Origin of the sequence: Streptomyces sp. NBC_01233, assembly GCF_035989305.1 — a bacterium.
Lineage (GTDB): Bacteria > Actinomycetota > Actinomycetes > Streptomycetales > Streptomycetaceae > Streptomyces.
Window position 1 is genome coordinate 6,238,016 of record NZ_CP108514.1, and the last position, 18,760, is coordinate 6,256,775.

22 protein-coding genes and 1 pseudogene are annotated in these 18,760 nt (G+C 71.6%); 21 read left to right on the plus strand and 2 right to left on the minus strand.

The window, feature by feature from the left end:
* Positions 1–47: 47 nt before the first annotated feature.
* From OG332_RS29860 to OG332_RS29945, 18 genes and pseudogenes are all read left to right on the plus strand, one after another.
* A complete protein-coding gene (locus tag OG332_RS29860; protein WP_327416362.1) occupies positions 48–713 on the plus strand; it encodes a DUF4913 domain-containing protein in 666 nt (221 codons plus the stop codon).
* Positions 710–1,213, plus strand: a complete 504-nt coding sequence (locus tag OG332_RS29865; protein ID WP_327416363.1) for a hypothetical protein — start codon at positions 710–712, stop codon at positions 1,211–1,213. Before OG332_RS29860 ends, OG332_RS29865 begins: the two co-directional genes overlap by 4 nt.
* The gene (locus tag OG332_RS29870; RefSeq protein WP_327416364.1) at positions 1,210–1,848 is read left to right on the plus strand and encodes a DUF3631 domain-containing protein; all 639 of its coding nucleotides are present in this window, start codon (positions 1,210–1,212) and stop codon (positions 1,846–1,848) included. Before OG332_RS29865 ends, OG332_RS29870 begins: the two co-directional genes overlap by 4 nt.
* Positions 1,845–2,519 carry a hypothetical protein gene (locus OG332_RS29875; RefSeq protein ID WP_327416365.1) on the plus strand — a complete coding sequence of 225 codons (675 nt, stop codon included), beginning with the start codon at positions 1,845–1,847 and terminating at the stop codon, positions 2,517–2,519. The genes OG332_RS29870 and OG332_RS29875 overlap by 4 nt, the downstream gene beginning before the upstream one ends.
* Before the next feature lie 62 nt (positions 2,520–2,581).
* Entirely contained in the window at positions 2,582–3,292 is a 711-nt protein-coding gene (locus OG332_RS29880; protein ID WP_327416366.1) for a hypothetical protein, read from the plus strand.
* Between the two features lie 161 nt (positions 3,293–3,453).
* Positions 3,454–3,759: an SH3 domain-containing protein gene (locus tag OG332_RS29885; RefSeq protein ID WP_327416367.1), complete on the plus strand. Its 306-nt coding sequence runs from the start codon at positions 3,454–3,456 to the stop codon at positions 3,757–3,759.
* A 38-nt stretch (positions 3,760–3,797) separates the two neighbouring features.
* Positions 3,798–4,241, plus strand: a complete 444-nt coding sequence (locus OG332_RS29890) for a hypothetical protein (protein ID WP_327416368.1) — start codon at positions 3,798–3,800, stop codon at positions 4,239–4,241.
* The gene (locus tag OG332_RS29895) at positions 4,238–4,681 is read left to right on the plus strand and encodes a hypothetical protein (protein ID WP_327416369.1); all 444 of its coding nucleotides are present in this window, start codon (positions 4,238–4,240) and stop codon (positions 4,679–4,681) included. The genes OG332_RS29890 and OG332_RS29895 overlap by 4 nt, the downstream gene beginning before the upstream one ends.
* Positions 4,682–5,104 carry a hypothetical protein gene (locus tag OG332_RS29900; protein ID WP_327416370.1) on the plus strand — a complete coding sequence of 141 codons (423 nt, stop codon included), beginning with the start codon at positions 4,682–4,684 and terminating at the stop codon, positions 5,102–5,104.
* A 52-nt stretch (positions 5,105–5,156) separates the two neighbouring features.
* Positions 5,157–6,014 carry a winged helix-turn-helix transcriptional regulator gene (locus tag OG332_RS29905; RefSeq protein ID WP_327416371.1) on the plus strand — a complete coding sequence of 286 codons (858 nt, stop codon included), beginning with the start codon at positions 5,157–5,159 and terminating at the stop codon, positions 6,012–6,014.
* Positions 6,015–6,108: 94 nt separating this feature from the next.
* On the plus strand, positions 6,109–7,374 hold the full coding sequence (locus OG332_RS29910) for an MFS transporter (RefSeq protein ID WP_327416372.1): 1,266 nt from the start codon (positions 6,109–6,111) through the stop codon (positions 7,372–7,374).
* A gap of 82 nt (positions 7,375–7,456) precedes the next feature.
* A complete protein-coding gene (locus OG332_RS29915; RefSeq protein ID WP_442816231.1) occupies positions 7,457–8,722 on the plus strand; it encodes an MFS transporter in 1,266 nt (421 codons plus the stop codon).
* 38 nt (positions 8,723–8,760) lie between these two features.
* On the plus strand, positions 8,761–9,969 hold the full coding sequence (locus tag OG332_RS29920; RefSeq protein ID WP_327416373.1) for a hypothetical protein: 1,209 nt from the start codon (positions 8,761–8,763) through the stop codon (positions 9,967–9,969).
* 252 nt (positions 9,970–10,221) lie between these two features.
* Positions 10,222–10,269 (plus strand): annotated as a pseudogene (locus OG332_RS29925) (hypothetical protein); the annotation flags it as partial.
* A 171-nt stretch (positions 10,270–10,440) separates the two neighbouring features.
* Positions 10,441–10,842, plus strand: coding sequence for a DUF317 domain-containing protein (locus OG332_RS29930; protein ID WP_327416374.1), 402 nt, complete (start codon positions 10,441–10,443; stop codon positions 10,840–10,842).
* Positions 10,843–10,861: 19 nt separating this feature from the next.
* The gene (locus OG332_RS29935; protein WP_327416375.1) at positions 10,862–11,335 is read left to right on the plus strand and encodes a hypothetical protein; all 474 of its coding nucleotides are present in this window, start codon (positions 10,862–10,864) and stop codon (positions 11,333–11,335) included.
* Positions 11,336–11,450: 115 nt separating this feature from the next.
* On the plus strand, positions 11,451–13,145 hold the full coding sequence (locus OG332_RS29940) for a SpaA isopeptide-forming pilin-related protein (RefSeq protein WP_327416376.1): 1,695 nt from the start codon (positions 11,451–11,453) through the stop codon (positions 13,143–13,145).
* Between the two features lie 80 nt (positions 13,146–13,225).
* Positions 13,226–14,278, plus strand: coding sequence for an MSCRAMM family protein (locus tag OG332_RS29945; RefSeq protein ID WP_327416377.1), 1,053 nt, complete (start codon positions 13,226–13,228; stop codon positions 14,276–14,278).
* A 350-nt stretch (positions 14,279–14,628) separates the two neighbouring features.
* On the opposite strand, the gene OG332_RS29950 is transcribed toward OG332_RS29945, so the two are convergent.
* Complete coding sequence (locus OG332_RS29950; RefSeq protein ID WP_327416378.1) at positions 14,629–15,747, minus strand: DUF3644 domain-containing protein; 1,119 nt, start codon at positions 15,745–15,747, stop codon at positions 14,629–14,631.
* Positions 15,748–16,042: 295 nt separating this feature from the next.
* On the opposite strand from OG332_RS29950, the gene OG332_RS29955 reads away from it, so the two are divergent.
* The 3 genes from OG332_RS29955 to OG332_RS29965 all read left to right on the plus strand — a co-directional run bounded on the left by OG332_RS29955 (position 16,043) and on the right by OG332_RS29965 (position 17,666).
* Entirely contained in the window at positions 16,043–16,408 is a 366-nt protein-coding gene (locus OG332_RS29955; RefSeq protein ID WP_442816382.1) for a DUF317 domain-containing protein, read from the plus strand.
* A 166-nt stretch (positions 16,409–16,574) separates the two neighbouring features.
* Positions 16,575–16,871, plus strand: a complete 297-nt coding sequence (locus OG332_RS29960; protein ID WP_327419418.1) for a hypothetical protein — start codon at positions 16,575–16,577, stop codon at positions 16,869–16,871.
* 234 nt (positions 16,872–17,105) lie between these two features.
* Positions 17,106–17,666, plus strand: a complete 561-nt coding sequence (locus tag OG332_RS29965) for a DUF317 domain-containing protein (protein WP_327419419.1) — start codon at positions 17,106–17,108, stop codon at positions 17,664–17,666.
* 384 nt (positions 17,667–18,050) lie between these two features.
* Here the strand turns inward: OG332_RS29965 and OG332_RS29970 are convergent, their stop codons facing one another.
* Positions 18,051–18,608: a hypothetical protein gene (locus OG332_RS29970; protein WP_327416380.1), complete on the minus strand. Its 558-nt coding sequence runs from the start codon at positions 18,606–18,608 to the stop codon at positions 18,051–18,053.
* Between the last annotated feature and the right edge of the window lie 152 nt (positions 18,609–18,760).

An 18,760-nucleotide genomic window follows, 5' to 3' on the forward strand; every position in this document is an offset into this window, starting at 1 on the left:
TCAGGGCCATCGAATTCACGGCCCTGGCTGCAAGGAGAACCCCTTTCGTGTCCGAATCTGCCGAGCCCCGCCATGGCGGGGAAATAGAGCCGGTCCGTCTGCCGGACGCTGACCTCGAATCGATCGAGGCGTCCGTCCGCAAGCTGCTCGACCAGTCGGCCGAGCAGGCCCGCATGATCGACACACTGGCCTCCGCGCCGCCTGCGGACCCGATGGCCGCGAGCATGCCCTTCGCCGGGTTCCCCGGCATGCCGTCGTTCACCGCCCCCACCCCGCCGCCGGACCCCAAGCCGATCTTGGAGCTGGAAGGCGAGGAGTACGAGGACGAAATCGCTGCGCTGACCGACTGGGTGGACGACCACCTCATGGACGTCTACGGCGCCGAGATCACCACCGCGGCACCATGGTGCGAGCAGTGGCAGGAGCACCTCGACGTCGTCGCGTGGCTGCACGCGCTGTGGATGGCCTACCACCAGCACAAGGACGCCGAGGCCGGCCCCAGTGGCATGTTCGTGTGGCACCGGGACTTCCTCACCCACTGCATGGCTTACGTCCGTGCCCCCGGCGGTCCCCTGAGCGCCTGCCAGACCGACCCGGACCGTGCCGAGCATCGCCTGCTGCGCGGGCCGGGCCCCTCCGCACGGTCCGCCGCCCGCGAGTCGGAGGCCCAGACGACCGGCGGCACCCTGGCCCCGGACGGGGCCGCGTTGTGACGCACCCACCGCAGCCTCCACCGGCGTTCGGCCTCTCCTTCCACCCCGAGGCCCTCAACGACCTGCTCGCCGCTCCGGGCGACATGCGCGACCTCGGGCTTGCCCTCATCCAGGACGTCGTGCGCGCCCAGGTGAGAGGGCCCGAACTCACCGCCGAGCTGACCGGCTACCGCAAGCTCTACCTCGGCTCCCGGGTGCAGTACCGCATCGTCTACGACTACCGCCCGGCCCCGCCCGGCTCCAGCCACCGCACCAACGTCCACATCGTCGCCGTACGCCCCCGCGCCAAGCACGACATCTACGACACCGTCCGGGCCCGCGTCGGCCGCCCTCTCCCCGCAGCCGGGCCCCGCGCGTACGCGGCTCGCTCCCTCTCGCCACAAGTCCGGCCGCGCCCTGCCTTCACGCCGGCGCCTCCAGCCGCAGCGTTCCCGGTCCCCGGACTCCCCGCACCCGCCCGCATCGCCACCACGAATTCCCCGAAGGGTCCTTCGCGATGACCAACCTCACCGCCCAGTCCTCCTCCCTGCTCCAGGCCCTGATGACGGCCCTCCTCGAGCCCCGGCCGGCTCCGCACCCGCGCCACCAGGCCCTGCTGGATGCTCGCGAGCGTCAGCTGGAGGTGGAGGCGGAACTGAGCGCCTGGGCCAGCCGACCGCAGCCCACCACCGAAGCCGCCCAGGATAAGGAACTCGACGACCTGAGCAATCTGTTGGTCGAGCATGCGCAGGCGGGCCGACAGGTCTCGTACCTCCTTGGCGCCGACACCTGCTGCTCGCCGTGCACCGACCCCGAGCAGCCGCCGATCGTACTCAGTCGCCCCGGCGAGAACGCGGTCTCGGCCTTCGCCGCCCCGTGCATCCTGGCCGCCTGCCTGGACGCCTTCGCCTTCCACGGCAGCCCGGACGCACTGTCCTCCGCCGACCTCGTCGCGGAGCTGCGCACCCTGCCCGGCATCGCCGAAGGACGCTGGCCGTACGCCGAACTCACCCAGACCCGCCTGGCCACCCTGCTGCGCCCCTACGAAGTGGCCAGCCGCGACATCACCCACGGCGACGGCCGGCGCCGCAAGTCCTACCGCCGCTCGGCCCTTCTGGCCGCCATCCCGGCCGACTGCGACTGCCGCCCGTCGTGACCGCCCGTGAATCCCCGGCAACCGCCCTGGACGCCGCCATTGAGCAAGTCGTCGGCGACCTGACCGTCCTGCGTCACGACCATCTCCGCGGGCTGCTCCTGGCGGAGCGGGCCGCGCTCGCTGCCGTACACCGGGAACTGGTGAATGCTGAGGGCGCGGTCGCCTACCACCGCAACGTGCTGATGCGCCTGTCCTCCGGCAGCTACCCCGTGGATACCCCGCTCCTGGACCGCCTGCGCCGGACTGTGCACGACTTGGCCCAGGCCACGGCCGCCCGCGACCGGCTGCAGGAGGGTGTCGCTGCCGCACTGGACGCGGTCAAAGCCGCGCCCCCCGCCTCCGCCCCCGCTGACGACGAGCTGACGGCGCACGACTTCGCCGCACTGCTCTCCCTCGCCGGCGGCGGCACGATGCGCGAACACCTCCTCACCCACCGGGTCTCCGTCCGCACAGTCCAGGGCCGTCTGATTGACCTTCCGGCGTTCCAGCGCCTGGAGGCTCACGGGCTGGTCACCCGGGACACCTCCCGGGCCCTGACCGTCGGCCAGCCGGTCACCCTGACCGACACCGGCCGGACTGCGCTGCTCGGCACGCGCCGCCCGTCCGTCCCGCAGGCCGCCTTGGCCGCCCGCCCGGCAGGTGCGTGGCCGAATCCCGCCCGAGTGCGCTGACTTCGTGGCGCCGGCCTTGCCCACCCATGCAGTCCGCTCCTCCTGACGAAAGCCACCTCCCCGTGCCCTACCCCGACCTCCCTGAATTCGACCTGGACGAATTCGAGCCCGCCGACGCAAGTCATGAGAAGCACTACCACCGGCTTCTCATCCAGGACTTCAAGGTGCTGGGCGAGCACCACACCCCTACCGACACCTACTTCATCGTTCACGACGAGGGCGCAACCTGGGGAGTTCCTGGCACAGCCCAGCTCAGGGCCGTCCACGTGTCCCGCGACCTGGACGCCGGCACCTACGAGGTCGACTCCAGTCCTCTCCCGCTCTACCCGATGGCCGAGTCGTATCTGATCGCCCGCGGCTGCCCTGCCGACGCCCTCGCAGCCTCGGGCGACGTCCACATGCCCGCCGACGACATCACCCGAGCCCTGGAGGCGCGCGTCCGCGGCGACGGTGACCACTTCGCCCTCCTGGCCGGCTATACGGACGACCTACGCGATACCCCGCAGACGGTGGTGATGCTGCGCTCCCTCGACCCCAAGGCGGTCCCGGAATTCCGGATCTTGCTGGAGAGGTTCGACCAGGACACCTACACCCACACCCTGCGGGAGGGTGGATTCGCAACGTACGAGGCGGCCACTGCCTGGTGGGGGGCCTGGGCGGACGGCGAGGCCCCGGCGCTGCCTTCGCCCGCCCTCGCTGCAAGCCCGGGACCCGCCCCCGCTGGCCCGGTCTCGCCCGCGCTGGCGACGGCCCGACGGCCGCAGGGCCGCTGAACACGACCTCCGCTCGGACCCGTTCCTGCTGATCGCGGCGCGCAATATAGCTGCCGATCCCCGGTTTCGGAAACCGGGGATTCTCCGGACCCTTTGCAACACCACCGGCCCACTGAGGGCGGTCACTTCCTGTTGTTCTGCCTGGTCTGGAGCCATCCGCTGTGTGCCACACACCCGCGTCCATCACCGCCACCGTCCTGAGCGGCACCCCATCCCGTTCCGCCGCCACCGCGGTACTCAGCCCCGTCACGCCCCTTACGGCTCGGCGGGCCGAGCCGGTGCTCGCCGTCGCCGTCCATGCCCGTGCCGACGGTGACTCCACGGCCGTCGGAGTGCTGCGGCGCGGAGAGCCGTTCACGGCTTCGGTCACCGACGGCGCCTGGCTGCACGTCACCACCGCCTCGGGCATCACCGGCTGGGTTGACGACGGTGACCTCCGTCGCGACGGCAGCCGTCGCCCGAACTGACCCACCCGTACGTTCCCCTCTTCCAGGAGCCACCTTTCGTGTCCGACATCCCCGACGTCTTCGACGGCGACGTGCTCGGCTTGTTCGCCGAGCGGATCGAGGCCCAGTTCAGCCTGGGTCTGCCCGAACTGGCCCAGGCCGTCCAGGCCGCTCCGCATGCCTACCCCAGTGCCACCCAGGTGGTCCGCTGGTATGCGCTGCTCACCGAGGCGCAGCAGGGAGTGGAGACGGCCGAGGACGCTCTGGTCTCCGCGCTGGAGACGGCGCCGGGGGACGTGCTGGACGACCCGGTGATGGAGTTGGCCCACCGTGTGAATTTCGCGGTTGCCGCCCGTGACGGTCGGGCGCAGGTCCTCCGGTTTCTCTTGGAGTCCCCCGTCGAGCAGGCCCGCATCCAGCGGCGCTTCGGACCCCGGGTGACAACGACCTTGCCCACTGCCGTCCCGGCACAGCCCGCGCGGATCAGGGGCGGAGCCCTATGAGCGACGCTCGCAAGCCCAGTACCCAAGACGCCCGCCTGGAGCAGGTGTTCGGCGGACCCTTGGACCAGCTGCACCAGCGCGCGGTCCGCCCCGGCAGCTCGCCCGCCCTGGTCCGGGCCCTGGAACTGCGCGCCTTCCTCGCCTTGGCCGAGGCCCAGGTCGTACGCGTCCGCGACCGTGTCCACGCAGCCATGGCCCCCGACGCCGAGCTGGACTCGCTGTCCTCGGACACGCTCCGGTTCGACGCCGAGTGGCTGGAGGCCGCACTGGCCGGCCGCACCGGCTACCGCATCGCGCTGGAGAAGCTACTCTCCGCGATGCCGCCGCCAGCCGCCCGTCCGCCGGCCGCCCCCCTCCAGGTCCGGTCCGCCGTCGTGGGCAGCGGCCTACGGCCCGCGCCCACCGGCGTCGAGGACGTGGCGGCGGCCCGGGGACGCTGAGTGCCCGATCCGTACGCTGCCTCCCGGGCGGCGGGCGAGCAGATCGAAGCGCTCTACGGCCGCCCGGTCACCGGCCTCGCCGCGGACGCCGTGCCCGGCAGCATGCGCTACGCCCTGCTCAACAGCTTCGACGCCCTGCAGTACGCCGACCGCGCCGTCGCCTTCCACACCGAGCAGCTCCACCGGCTGACTCACCCCGACCGCACGATCGAATCCGTGGATGTCGGCCACATCTCCGACGCCACCCGCCGCCTGGCACACGCAGTCACCGTCCGCGACTCCCACGCCCAGGTTCTCGGCGACGTTCTGAACAGCCTGGCTCGTGTCCCCGACACCGAGTCCCCGGCGCCCGCATCCCAGGCCACGGCCGTCACACCGGCCATGCCGCCGGTCGCGTCTGACGGGCCCGCCCGCTCGCGCTGACCCCCTCCTTCTCCTTCTTCTCGTCCACCCCGCGCCGTCTGGAGTTACCGCCTTGGCTGCTGCCCGCCTGCCTTCCAACGACCTGCCCCGCGTTGCCGAAGCGCTGGAGATGATCACGCCGCGCTGGAGCGTGTGGGTGCTGATGACGCTGGCCTCCCAGCCCGGCCCGCTGCGCTACACCAAGCTCAAGGAGCACCTGCCGTGGCTCGGCGACGGCCAGCTCCACCCGCGGCTGCGGGCGCTCTCGGATGCTGGGCTCGTCGAGCGCACCGCCCAGACCCGACTGCACGTCACCTACGGCCTGACCGCCCGCGGACGGGAGCTGATGCCGTCGCTGACCGCCCTGGCGGGCTGGGGCGACGGACACCTGGAGAAGAACCTCGTCCTCAACCCCGTCACCGGGAAGACGGAGCCGGAGCGGATACCGGCTGCGCAGAACGCCGAGGACACCCTCGCCGTGATCAGTCACCGCCACGCCACCGTGCTGCTGTGGACCCTCAAGGCCCGCGGGACCTCGACCATGGCAGCACTCTCGGCCGAGGCGATGCCCGACCACAGCCCCAGCGCGATCTACCCGCCGATCCGTCGGCTCATCGACGACGGCCTGGTCGCCGTCACCCGCGATGACGCCGCCTCGCTGCAGCTGACCGCCCCGGGCCAGGCCCTCGCCCCTATCTACCTGGCTCTTTCGACTTGGGCCACCGCACGCCCGCTTCCCGAGGCCCAGGCACACCCCGTCTGGGGCGCACCCCGTATCCCGGCCGCCACCCGCTCCGGGCAGTGGGCCGCCCACCAGGCCCGCAAGACCAGCCCGGCCGTGGCTGTAGCCCAGCCGCCGGCCCCCGCCCCGGCCACCGGGTGGCGGCCCACGGATCTGTTCTCCGCACCGACCAGCGGACCGAGCCGGTGAACCCCAACCGACCACTGCCAGGTTCCGGCCGCCCGACGCCGGTATCCCCTCGCTCACGGCGCCCTGGCGCTGAGCCCTGACGGAAAGCCCCCCGTTGACCGCTCGCTTGACCGCCACCGCCCCGGCTGCCACGTACGGATCCGTCCTTGGCAGCCGGTACGTGTCCCGCCTGCTGGGCGGCACCCTGATCGGGCGCCTGCCCAACGGCATGGTCCCCGTCTCCCTGGTCTTGTGGATCACTGCGGGCGGCGGGACGCTGGCGTTCGGCGGACTCCTCGCCGCGCTCTACGGCCTGGCCTCGGGCCTCTCCCAGCCGGTCAAGGGCCGGCTGATGGACAGGTACGGGCAGACCCGGATCTCCATCCCGGCCGCCGTGCTCAACTCCTCCTGCTTGCTGGCGCTCCCGTGGGTCGGTGCCGACGGACAACAGGTGGTGGTGACCGCAGTCGTGGGGTTCGCCGGGCTGATCACCCCGCCCCTGGAAGCCGGACTGCGGGCTTTGTGGCCGACGGTCCTGCCGGATCCGGGGCGGCGGCGCGTCGTGCAGGCCCTCGATACCGGCTCGCAGGGACTCCTCTACGTGGTGGGCCCACTGCTCGCCTCGTGGCTGGCGACCACGCACGGCCCCGATACCGCTCTGCTGGCGACCGCGACACTCGGCCTGACGGGCTCGGCGATCGTCCTGACCGCCGGTCCGTCGAGGACATGGCGGCCGACCACAGAGGGCGGCGCGGGTACCGGACGGCTGATGAGCAGCGGGCTGGTCATGCTGTTCGCCGGCCTGGCGGGGACCGGGTTCACGCTCGGCGCGATGAACGTCTGGGCCGCGGACATGGCCGCCGTACAGGAGCAGCCGATGCTGTCCGGGCTCCTTCCCGCCATGTTCTCCACCGGCAGTTTCCTGGGCGGCCTGGTCTACGCCCGCAGGACCTGGCCCGGCACCACGACCACGCAACTTCTCTGCACCAGCGTCCTGTTCCTCCTCGGCTGGCTTCCGCTGCTGGCCGACCCAGGCCCCCGAGCGGCCGTCGGCCTCGTGGGGATACCGGGCCTCTTCCTCACCTTGATCATCACCAATGGCTTCCACACGGTGGACGCCCTCGCCCCGGCCTCCCGCACGACCGAGGCGTACGCCTGGCTGATCCTCTCGGTCGGCACCGGGCAGGCCGCCGGCACCGCGCTCGCCGGAGCCCTCTCCACCAGCCCGCAGATACTCGCTGCCCTGCCCGCCGCGGGCGCCGCAACTGCGCTGACCGTCCTGATCGCCGCCCGCCCCAAACTCGGCCCCGGCCGACGCCTGGGCCGCCACCGCCGCCCACGCCACAGCCACCCGCGTCACTCGGTCTCGACGCCCCGCTAGCCGCTGTTGCCGCCCGCTCGGACCGCCGTCACCGTCCAGCCGGTCTGCTCCCCGAACGTATCCGCCCCACCCCGGAAAGACGATGCCCCCCAAGCACGCTGCCGTCCTGCGGCCACCCACCGGCCGACATGTCCGCACTCCCGACTTCGGACCCGTACGCGGCGTCTACGTCCCGCGTACCGCCGATGCCGGCGCCTTCGCGATGAGTACGTATGGCATCCCGCTGCTCGTCCTGGCTGTCACCGACTCGGCCACCTTGACCGGCTTGGCCTTCATGCTCGAATGGGTTCCCCGCCTTGGGGCGTTCGCCCTCGCGGGCGCCGCCGTGGACCGGTTCGGCAGCACACGGGTCCTTCGCATCGCCTCGGTCCTGCGCGCGGCGGTCGTCCTCGCCGCAGCCGCCGTCCTGCCCTCCGTGGGCGAGGGAACCGGCGCCGTGATTGCCGTCATGACACTGGCCGCCACGACAGGCGTCCTCACCGAGTTCTCCTACATCGCGGCCGAGACCGCGGGCGGCGCCGCGAGCCGGGACGCCGGAGGCCATGCCCACCGCGTCCAGGCCGTCCTGCTGGGCATCGACCAGGGCGCCACCCTGGCCGGCCCGGCCCTGGCCGGCGTGCTGCTCCAGTACAGCGGCGCCACCGGCATGCTCCTGATCATCGCCGCCTGCTCCCTGCTCGGCGCGGCCCTGGCCCCCCGTCAGCGTCCCGTCTGGCCCCAAGAGGCCCCGGTACCCGTCGCCCAGGGCCTCAAGATCGGATGGCGGACCCTGCGGTCGCTCCCCGCCCTGGGGTGGTTGTGCGTCGGGCTGGTGCTGTCCAACTGCGCGATCGGCCTCGTGCAGGCCGCCGGCCCCGTCCTGGTCATCAAGCAACTCGGCGGCACCAGCAGCCAGGTCGGCCTCGTCTGGTCGGCCGCCGCCATCGCCTCCCTGGCCATGGTCACCCTCGCCCGCTTCGCGATCGACCGCGCCGGCCTGTGGCCGGTCGGAGCTGCCGCAGCCGCCCTCGCCTCCCTGGCCTGCCTAGCTCTGGCAGCCGCCGACACCTACACCGTCTTCCTGGTCCTGGTGGCGCTGCTGATGGCCGGCGAAGCGGGCATGACCGTGGTGCTGCGCACCCTGCGCGCCCACCTCGTCCCGGCCGAGGTGTTCGGCAGCACCCTCTCGCTGATCATCCTGCTGCTCCTCGCGCCGTTCCCCCTCGCCGGAGCCCTGGTCGCGCTCACACCACCGGACCTGCTCGGCCACGCCATCACCGCCTGCGCCGTCCTGCAGGCCGTCGGCCTGGCCGTGGCCTTCGCGAAACTCCGCACCCATCCGGCCACCCGCCGCCCGCTCCCCGCCTGACCCCTCCCACCCCGCCTGCCATCCCGAACAGGACCACCATGCCCGAGCCCACCGACTCCACCCAGCCGCAGCACCTTCGCCTCCGCCTGCGCGAAGTGGCCGCCCTCGACGACGAGGCGTTCGCCCACTACCTGCAGGAGCGCTTCGAGCACCTGGTGACGGCCGCGATAGCCGATGCCGGCGGCCACCTCCGCCCCGCCCAGCACGACCTGCTCCACGCTCCCGCCCGCCTGCACGAACTGCGTGACGCCCTCACCTTCGCCGAGGGCGACCTCCAGGTCGCCGTCGAGCGGATGGCCTACCACCAGGACCCGCGCACCACCCGCACCGCCCGCCAGCTGAGGCAGGTCCGTACCGCCCGCCACCAAGTCCACCGGGAAACCGCCGCGCTGCGCCGGTCCGAAGACCGCACGCGCGAATCCGAGGAGACTCCTTCGACGGACACGGTCACCACGACCCGGGGCTGGCTCTCGCAGGCGTATCCCGTCCTCTTCGCCCAGCTCCTCGCCCAGGCTCACGCCGCCGCAGGGCTGCCCGCGCGCCCGCTGGCCAAGGACATCTTCGACACCGTCGAGGAAGGCTGGGCCGATGGCTACCTCCCCGCGCCCCGCACAGCGGAGGTCGACCGCCTGCTGTCCATGGGAGCCGTCGCCTTCCGCAGCGCTGTCGCCGATGACGCCCGCAATCAGAACGACCGCGACCCGGCGCTGCGCCACCCGCTGCTGCAGCGGCGCTGGAACACGGCACTGGAGGAACTGACCAGCCTGACCGTGCCGGTGGCCCGCGCCTCCAGCTCCTCGGCCCTGGGCTCCCTGCCCAACGGGTTCGCCGGCATCCCCGAACCCGACGCCTTCAAGGTCCTCAACGCGCGCCGGTTCCTGGTCGCGGCCTGGCAGCGCCGAGCCGAACACAACCGCCTGATCCACCAGTACGCGATCACGGTGACCGACCGGCGCCGCGCCGCCCCCGACCACGATCTACGGCGCCAGGCCATCGACGCGGCCCTCGACCGCCTCGTCGCCGCGCAGCCTGCCGCCGCCGCCCGCATCCTGGCCCGCCTTCGCCCGTACGCCACCGCGGACGGAAGGCTCGAGCCGGACACCTTCACCCCGGCCCTGCGCGCCCGTGCCAAGCGCGAGGTCCTCGCCGACCTCGCCGCCATCCGGAAGCTGGACACCGTGTTGCCCTCCGCGCTCCCGCCCCGGCCGGCCCTCGCCGCCCCGGCTGCCCTGACCGCCACGCTCTGACCGCACCCCCTTCGTTCGTGGAGACGCCCTTGCCTTCATCCGCCCCCCAGGCCGCCGCCACCGTGGACGGCGACGTCTACGTCACCCCCCCGCTACCTCGCCGGATCGCCCGGCTACGGCGATGCCGGCTTCGCCCCCGTCAAGCATTGGCCCCACCATCACCTCGACGAGGGCCCGCACCAGCTCGTCGTAACCAGCCCGGACCACCGCATCCGGATCGGCTGGGCCGGAGACGACTACGACCTGTGGACGATCAGCGCCGCGCCCGACGCGGTCTCCGGACCGCAGTGGACCGCGATCGTCAACCAGAACACCCCGCCCGAGCTCGTCGCCGCCCTCACCACCGCCCTCGCCCGGGACTGGGCCGACGGCCAGGACCGCTTCCTCGCGGCCCCGTCGGCGTACTGGGCCGACAGCCTGGCACCGCTGGTCGCCGCCGGCTGGCAGCGCACGGGCGCCGAGGTCGGCACCGTGGAGCTGACCGCCCCCGACAGCAACGCGGGTGTCTACATCAACCGCCCCCGCCGCGACCTGCCGGACGGGACGGAACTGTGGGCCGGCCCTCCCGGCTGGGGCACCCGCGCGGAGATCACGTTCAGCCCCCGTACGCCCTCCCACCTCATCGCGGCCACCGCGGAGGCGTTCACCGAGACAACTCCCGTGGCCCGCTGGCAGCAGGGCCTCCACCGTCAGCTCGCCGCCCTCGCGCAGCTCACGCCCGTCGTACCGCCCCGCCCTCCGGTGCCGACTCCCCGCGATCTCCGCCCCCGCATTGGCGTCCGCCCGCCCGTCGCGGTCGGCAGCGTGCCGCGCTGGAGCACCGCCACCACCCCCTCCGCTGCCCTTCCCGCCCGCGGCGCTGTACGCCGCTGACCGACAACGAGGACCCCCCTTGGCCCTGTTCACCGAACAGTTCTTCGCCGACCACCTCACGCTGCCCTACCCCGAGGCCGCCGTCGTCGGCCATGCCTACTACGCCGCCCCCGCCCCAGACCTCCCGCTGCGGCTCCGCATCGACTTCGCCCCCACGATCTACGCCGACCGCTACGACGGGCTGCGACTGCAGATCGTGCACCTCGACAAAGGACCGATCGACACCGCCGTGCTGCGCTTCGCCGACCACGGCGCCTTCGACACCCGAGACCGGCGCCTCGGACACAAGCCCGGCCAGGGCGAGTACGGCACCTTCAACGACTGGAACCACAGCGAGCACCCCCCGTGGGTCGGCATCGGCGTTACCCGGCTGCGGGCCGCGATCGACCAGTACGTACGCCTGTGGATCCCCGGCGCTCCACCGGTACGGACCAGCCAGCCCCCCGCCGCCGCATCCCGGCAAGTTCGGACCTCTGCCGCCCGGGCGCGGTGACCACCCTCCTGCCGTAAAGCCCCGCCCCTCGGCCGTCATTGGCCCATCGCGCCTACTGACTCACCGCCGCCCGCACCCGACTTCCCCTCTCCACCGACAGGACCCTCTCCTCCTTATGCGCCTTCGCCCTGCCCACCCCGCCCACCTCGCCGTCGCCGTCGCCGCCCTCGCGGCAGGCACCCTGCTGCCCGCGACGGCCATGGCCGCCCCGGAAGCCTCCGTGGTGCTGGGCCCCGGCTACACCATCCCCGACTCCGAGGGACACGCCGCCTCCAGCCACATCGGTGCCTACGGCCCGCCCGGACCGGCCGTCCACGGCGACACCGAGACCTACTGCGCCGACCCCGAGCGCAAGGGCCCGGCCGACTCCGGAGGCTACGGCGACCCGCAGCCGGTCCCGTCCTGGACGTCGTCGGTGACCGGGAAGCCCGCCACCAAGGAGAACCTGGCCCAGGCCGCCTATGTGATCGGCAAGTACGGGCAGACCCGCGACAACGCCCAGGCCGCCGCGGTCGACGCCGTGGTGTACGAGTACCTGGCCGGCGGCACCTACGCCCTCGACGGCGACGGCGACCGCGGCAAGCAGCGCCTGGCGTACCCGGTCGTCTCCCCGACCGCCCGCACCCTCGCCCAGGGCTACGTCGCCGAGGCCAAGAAGCTCGCGGGCCCCTACACCCTCCAGATCACGCCGTCGGTGAAGACCACCACCGCCGGGACGAAGGTCACCGTCGCGGTGAAGGTCACCACCACCGCTGGCACGCCGGTCCCGAAGGTTGCCGTCACGCTCGCCGAGTCGGGCTCAGGCACTGCGTCCGGCAAGGTCACCACCAACGACAACGGCACGGGCGCCTGGGAGTTCACCGCCGAGAAGGCCGGGACCGCCAGCGTCACCGCGACGGCCGAGGGGCTGCCCGCCATCGGGCTGCAGGTCCTCACGCCCAAGAACCCGGCCGCCCAGCGGATGCTGCTTGCCGGGGGCACTACCAGCGTCAGGGACTCCGCCGCCATCACCGTCGGCGAGGCCACCGGCGGCGTGACGATCCGCAAGAAGGACCCCGAAGGCACCCGCCTGGTCGGCGCAGCGTTCCAGCTCCTGGACTCCGACGGCAAGCAGGTCGCCGCAGGCAAGACGGACGAACAGGGCAACCTCGTCTTCGACAAGCTCCCCGCCGGCACCTACCGGCTACGCGAGACCTCCTCCGGCAGCCCCGTCCACGACCTGATCGCCGAGCAGACCATCACGATCACCGCCGGACGCACAGCTCAGGCCAACGCCCTCGACCTCGTCGACCCGCTCAAGAAGGCCCGCCTGTCGGTGAAGAAGACCGACAAGAACACCGGCAAGACCCTGCCGGGCGCGGTCATCGCCATCCGCGCCGACGAGACGGACAAGACCGGCAAGCACACCCCCGGCAAGGTGATCACCAGCCTCACCACCGGGACCGACGGCACCGCGACGATCCCCCTCGACGTCATGCTCAAGGCGGGCACCCGCTACTGGGCCGGCGAGACCAAGGCCCCCGACGGCTACCAACTCGACACCACACCGCTCGCGTTCACCGCCCGACCCGGCGCCGACGTCACCGTCACCCTCGCCGACAAGCCCACCGCGACCACGCCGCCGAGCCCGAGCACCCCGCCCGCGACACCCCCGGCCACCACCCCGCCGCCGACGCCGCCCGGATCCCTCGCTCACACCGGCGCCGACGCCACCACCTGGCTGGCCGGCGGAGCCACCGTCCTGCTCGCCGCAGGCGGCGGCCTCTACCTGATCAACCGCCGCCGCCGTACGGGCGACGCCCCCAGCTGACCCCCCGCGCTGCCGGGCCCCGATTTCGGAGCCCGCGCCACACCGTCCCGCACCGCACGATCCCGCCCGGAGCACCCCTGATGAAGCACCGCCCCCTCCTCTTCACCGCGCTCGCCGTGACCGCCGCCGTCGCCCTGACCGGCCCGGCCACCACCGCCACCGCAGCCCCCTCCCCGTCCACCGAAGCCCCCAAGGATCAAGGCGCAACCGCGGCGGCGGACAAGGCCGGGCTGCGCATCGTCAAGACGGACCCCGAAGGCCAGCCCGCCCCTGGAGCCGCCTTCCAGCTGCTCGACTCCGCGGGTAAGACGCTCGCCGAGGGCAAGACCGGCGCCGACGGCACCCTGGCCTTCTCCGACCTCACCCCTGGCGTCGTACGCCTCAAGGAGACCGCCTCCGGCAGCCCGCTGCTGGGCACCGTCCCCGACCAAGACGTCGTCGTCGCACCCGGCGAGCCCCAGGTCCTGGCAATCACCGACCCGTACAAGTCCGCCGGCCTCACCCTCAAGGTCACCGACAAGGCCACCGGCAAGGGCCTGGCCGGAGCCATCGTCAACATCGCCCCGAAGGACGCCAAGGACGACAAGGGCGCCTTCACCCTCACCACCGGCCCGGACGGAACCGCCAAGGCCCCGCTCCCCGTCGGAAAGAAGACCGGCAGCGCCTACACCGCCACCGAGACCAAGGCCCCGGACGGCTACCGACTGGAGACCACCCCGGTGGAGATCACGGCCAAGCCCGGAGCCGAGACCACCGCAGCCTTCACGAACGCGGCCACCGCCAAGCCCACCGAGGAACCGACGGGGAAGCCGACGGCCAAGCCCACCGGCGATCCCACCTCCCAGCCCACGCCGACCGGGTCGCCCTCGACCGGCACCGGGGAGCCGACCGATGCGGCATCCCCCTCCAGCAGCCCGGAGATCGGCACCGCCACCGCGACCCCCACCGCACCTGACACCAAGCCCGAAGGCTCCCTCGCCCACACCGGCGCCGACAGCACCAACGGGTGGCTCCTGGCAGCCGGCGGCCTTCTCCTCGCCGCCGGAGGCGGCGCCGTCTACGCCGCCCGCCGCCGTAAGAACGACGAGAGCGACACCGGCACCGGCCAGCACCGGCGTACCGACGACAACTGACCTCACCACCACCGGCCCCGGGAACCAGACAGGTTCCCGGGGCCAGCTGCGTTTCGGGGGGTTCCGGTCGCCGGTGGGTGGGAGACGATTGAGCTGACTCCGTCCGCAGAGCCCGGCCTCGGACGCTTCAAGGACCGCGGCCTGGCCGAGCAGCGGTTCGGTCACCACCAGGAGCAGGCCGCGCTTGGGCCTCTGCCAACGTGGGAGAGCCAGCGCTGTCCTTGCGCCTGACGCCTGCCCCGGCCCTCACTGGCGTCCGACTGCGGACAGGGGCGTTGATGGCCGAGGGGAGCCGTAGAACCGGTTCGGAATGCGCCCGGCCGGTCGTTGCGAGTCAGGCGCTCAATAGATCAGGCGCTCTTGCTCTGTGGGTGGAGTTCGCCCTCCTCGGTGGGCGAGACCGCCTGCTTCGGCAGCGGGACGACCTTCTTCAAGCACGGCTCCTTGCCGAAAAAGGCCCGATATTTCTCGGGCGTACCGACCTCTCTGACGATCTTCTCGACCCAGGCGGGCGTATATAGGTAGCAGTCGAACGCCGCGCTGTAGACGCAATAGCGGGCGTCGGTGTCGTACGGCTTCGCGGAGCCCTTCGCGGGACGAACCCCGAGCCGCTGCCACATTTCGAGGTGCTCCCTGTACACACTGAACTCGAAGGGCAACTGCTCCTCTACGGCAGCGCAGACCTCCTTCGGGCGCAGCTTCGCCTTGTCCGCAACCTCTACTTGACGATCCCTGACGATGACGGTGCCCTTACGCCCGGCCTCGACCATGACCTTGCGCTCCTCCTCGGTCAGCTCGTCGAGCTTTACGAAGTCGATCGCCAGGTCGGCGTCGGTCTTTGAACCGACGATGGGCACGAGCCGTACCCGGTAGTCGTACTTCAGATCGTCCAGTACATCCCGTTCTATGGCTGCCTCGAACTTGGCAACCAGATCGCGGGTCTGCTTCGGGAGCGTCTTGGCGGCGGCCTTGAGCTGCTCGCGACCGTCGGCTGTGAGCGCCTGGAGGGAGATCGGGAAGCGAAGCCTGTCGGCGAGGCTGTACTTGGACCCGAAGTGGTCCACCATCTCCTGCTCGTAGTTCATCACGAGCGCCTGAGCCTTGCCGCCCGTGGCGATCTTCAGGTTGTGCTCGTACCGGTGCTCCACCTTGTTGCGGAGCGCGACGAAAAGCTCGGCGTTCAGGCGGACGGGGTCGCCGCTGTTGGGGTAGCGCTCTCTCAAGCACCGTTCCAGGTCCCATGCCTTCGGCTCGCCGTCGATCACGACGTGTTGGCCGGTCTTTGGGTCCCTGTAGTGGTAGTCGATCTTGTCCTTGTGGAATTCCGCGTGAATCAGGTAGTGCCACGCCTTGTGCATGTGCGTCAGGAAGTCGGAGTAGTCGCCCGTCGAGCAGTTCCACTCGTCAACTGCCTTCAGGGCGTGGCGCTGCGACTCCGTGAGGATGTGGTGCCAGCGAGCGTGTGCCATAGCATGCGTCCTTCTCGTTTCAGTAAAGGATCACATTCACGGCCGCCCCGGGACAAGCAGTATTTCTTATGGGTCACCACCGGAACCGAGGCGATCGCGAGGCGTAGCCGCCGCAGGTGTGAGACGGCCGTGGACCACGTGGTCAATGCGAGCCGGTCGGGCTAATTCGCTGTCCAAGGGCAGAGTTCGCCCGTGGCAGACAGGAAAGATCCCGCAAGGACTGGTACAACGTTGCGGCGCATGTCAACCTAGACGACCTTCCCCCCACTCGGGGTTTTCCCAGGTCAGAGAGGTGATGCTTGTGACCGTGGAGCTGTCGAACGCCGGATTCCGCACCACGATCGAGAAGTTGCGACTGCATAGCTGGCTTCTGGGGCCTGGCCAGCCGACCGAGGTCATCGACTGCTTCCCCGAGGCGAACGGCGACTTCAACCTCATCGTCGACGACCGGGCCGACACCCATATCTCCTCGGCCGATGGCAGGCTCTATCTCGGCTGGTTTCCCGACGGCCGGCCCGGAGCTGAGGAGGAGGGCTGGGTCCTGGCCGTCACCGGCACCGCCAAGGTTCCCGGCTACCGTGTCGTCTTCGATCCACAAACTCCGTCACGGCTCGTGGCGGCTACCGTTTCCGAGGTGCTCGCCACCGCTCGGCGGCAGTAGTGCCCACGCCGCCTTGAGGCCGGGACCGCCGCCTCCCGTCCTTCAGCGGCTCGCCCGTCCCTCCGTGGTCCGTTCCCGGAGGTCGCGCGGCGCACATCCGCACCCACCACAACGCTTTCCACCCGTGAGGAGAACCGTGGCCCCCCAGCCCGAGCCCGGCGCCGAGATGACCGTCGCTGACCTGATGGAACACCTGTCTGCGGCGGACCCTGCCGCCCGCGTGCGGCTCGCGATCAACCCTTTCTTTCCGATGGCCCACAAGATGGGCACCGTGACCGTGGGCGCGGACCAGGACGGGCGACCGGTCGTCTATCTCGCAGAGGACGCGGAGGCGGTGCAATACGGGTACCTCCCCAGGCCAGTCGCCGAGGCCCTTACCTGGATGCCTCCGGTCGAGCCACCGGCCCGTGGACGGCGGCTGCGCGCCGTCTCCGACGACGATACGAGCCGCGAAACCCCCTGACGACAAGGAGCACTTCTGCCCCCGTCCCCTGACTTCCCTTCCCTTCCCGCGTACTGGGTCACCCCGCGCCATCTCGCCGGCGACGACGGCCTCCTTGCGGACCAGGTCGGCTCCCACCTCACCGCGGCGGGCTGGACCAGCCTCACCCTCGTCCGAGGTCGGCGTGAGCCCGACGAATCGGACGACGCCCGGCAGGTTCTCCGCAGCACCGTCCTGCACGTCGCTCCGGATGCGCTGAGCTGGGCGCAGTGGGTGCTAGCCGACGAGCCCATCCTCCTGGGTGATCAGCCGGTGGCATGGACGGTCTCTGCCCGCGCCACCCCCGCCAGCCTTCCCCAGTGGAATGCGTACTTCTCCGCCGGCACCCCGCCCGAGGCTGTCACCGACTTCCTGCTCGCCCTGGAGGACAGCCCGGATCCCGCCCACGGCTACGCCGGACCGCAGGCGGTTCTCGACGCGCTGGCCGGCAGCGGATGGATCCGCGACATCGACACCCCCACCGCCATGTCCGACCCGAGGCTGGCCGCCACCATGGCCTTGACCGCTTTGCCGGACGAGGGCATTCAGGACGGCGACCCGCTCGCCCTCGATCCCGAGGCGGAAGCGGCGGGATGGCAGGCATGGTGCGAACCGAGGATGGGCGGGGGGCTCCTGTGGGCCGCCATGTTCTCCGCCAGCACGCCGCACGATCTCGTTGCGGCCTTCGCCGCCTCGCTGGCCTCACCCGCACCGGTGCTGCGCCACACCTTGCCGGAGAGCAGCGAGGGCCAGCTCACTGTGCAACCGACTGTCTGATACGCCGACGGCCGGACCCTCTTGGGTCCGGCCGTCGGCCTTTTGCGTCGCATTTACAGTCATTGATCGATGTGCGCCTCAGGAGGTGGTCGCGATACCTGCCGACGACCGGTACCCCGCCCGGCCTCAGCGTCTGTGCGCGAGTTGGGCGGGGCGCCAAGCGAAGGCGGTCTCCCTTGGCCACCGGTCAGAGGCCGTGGCCCGTGGTACCTCGGGGCGGCTGGCCGCCGGGCTTGTGCCAGTGCACAGCCGGGAGACCCCCGTCTGCGGTCAGGTTTTCGGTGAGATGGGCAGCACGGGCACGGATGCCGGAGCGGCGCACCGCCTGGGCGTTGGCTGCGCCGAGCAGGGACTGCCTCTCGGCGAACGCCGCCGTGGGGCGGCTCAGCGGGCTGTTGCCTTGGCCAGGGCGGTCTGCCCGTGGACGGCGACTTCCGCTGGGCTGCCGGAGATGACCAGCAGCACGGCTCCGTCGCGAATCACGGTCTGCTGGACGACGGTGCGCCGCCCGCCGGCGATGACGGTGAGGACCTGCCCCCACTGCTCGTCACCGAGACGGGGCACCGGCACCGTCTGGGTGCGGACCTCCGCCACGGTGGTGGCGGTGACCAGTTGGTACGACGGGCAGGCACCCATCGCGGTCATGATCCGCCCGACCCTCGCGGAAAGGTCCTTGGGCGGCGCGGAGTACAGCTCCTCGGTCAGTTGGGTGCCGCCGGGGCCGGTGAGGACCCGCTTCCCATGGTTCGGGAACATCGCGTACGGGTTGTCCGCGGCGCTGCCCAGCTGCTCCAGCTGCGGGCAGCCCTCGACGGATGCCTCGGGCGAAGCCGTGGATGCGGCGGGGCGGGCGGCGTAGCCGGGGCCGAGGTCGTCGGCGGTGAGCAGCCGGTCCGCCAGCCGCTCCGACGGCAGTACTTCGTGGTTGCCGGCGGTGGGCATGGAGGTCTCCGCCCGAGGCGCTGGAGACGCCGTTTCGGAGGGCGGTGCGGAACAGCTGGTCAGCGACCAGAGGGCGAGGCAGGTGCTGGTGTGGACGGTGGATTGGCGCAGGCGCATGCGGGTTCCCTGGGTCGGATGCGGGTGTGCTGACC

Coding starts and splice junctions, on each gene's coding strand:
- OG332_RS29895 (WP_327416369.1), top strand. CDS start 4,238: ATGAGCGACGCTCGCAAGCCCAGTACCCAAGACGCCCGCCTGGAGCAG.
- OG332_RS29970 (WP_327416380.1), bottom strand. CDS start 18,608: ATGCCCACCGCCGGCAACCACGAAGTACTGCCGTCGGAGCGGCTGGCG.
- OG332_RS29950 (WP_327416378.1), bottom strand. CDS start 15,747: ATGGCACACGCTCGCTGGCACCACATCCTCACGGAGTCGCAGCGCCAC.
- OG332_RS29945 (WP_327416377.1), top strand. CDS start 13,226: ATGAAGCACCGCCCCCTCCTCTTCACCGCGCTCGCCGTGACCGCCGCC.
- OG332_RS29960 (WP_327419418.1), top strand. CDS start 16,575: ATGACCGTCGCTGACCTGATGGAACACCTGTCTGCGGCGGACCCTGCC.
- OG332_RS29920 (WP_327416373.1), top strand. CDS start 8,761: ATGCCCGAGCCCACCGACTCCACCCAGCCGCAGCACCTTCGCCTCCGC.
- OG332_RS29940 (WP_327416376.1), top strand. CDS start 11,451: ATGCGCCTTCGCCCTGCCCACCCCGCCCACCTCGCCGTCGCCGTCGCC.
- OG332_RS29870 (WP_327416364.1), top strand. CDS start 1,210: ATGACCAACCTCACCGCCCAGTCCTCCTCCCTGCTCCAGGCCCTGATG.
- OG332_RS29915 (WP_442816231.1), top strand. CDS start 7,457: ATGCCCCCCAAGCACGCTGCCGTCCTGCGGCCACCCACCGGCCGACAT.
- OG332_RS29955 (WP_442816382.1), top strand. CDS start 16,043: ATGCTTGTGACCGTGGAGCTGTCGAACGCCGGATTCCGCACCACGATC.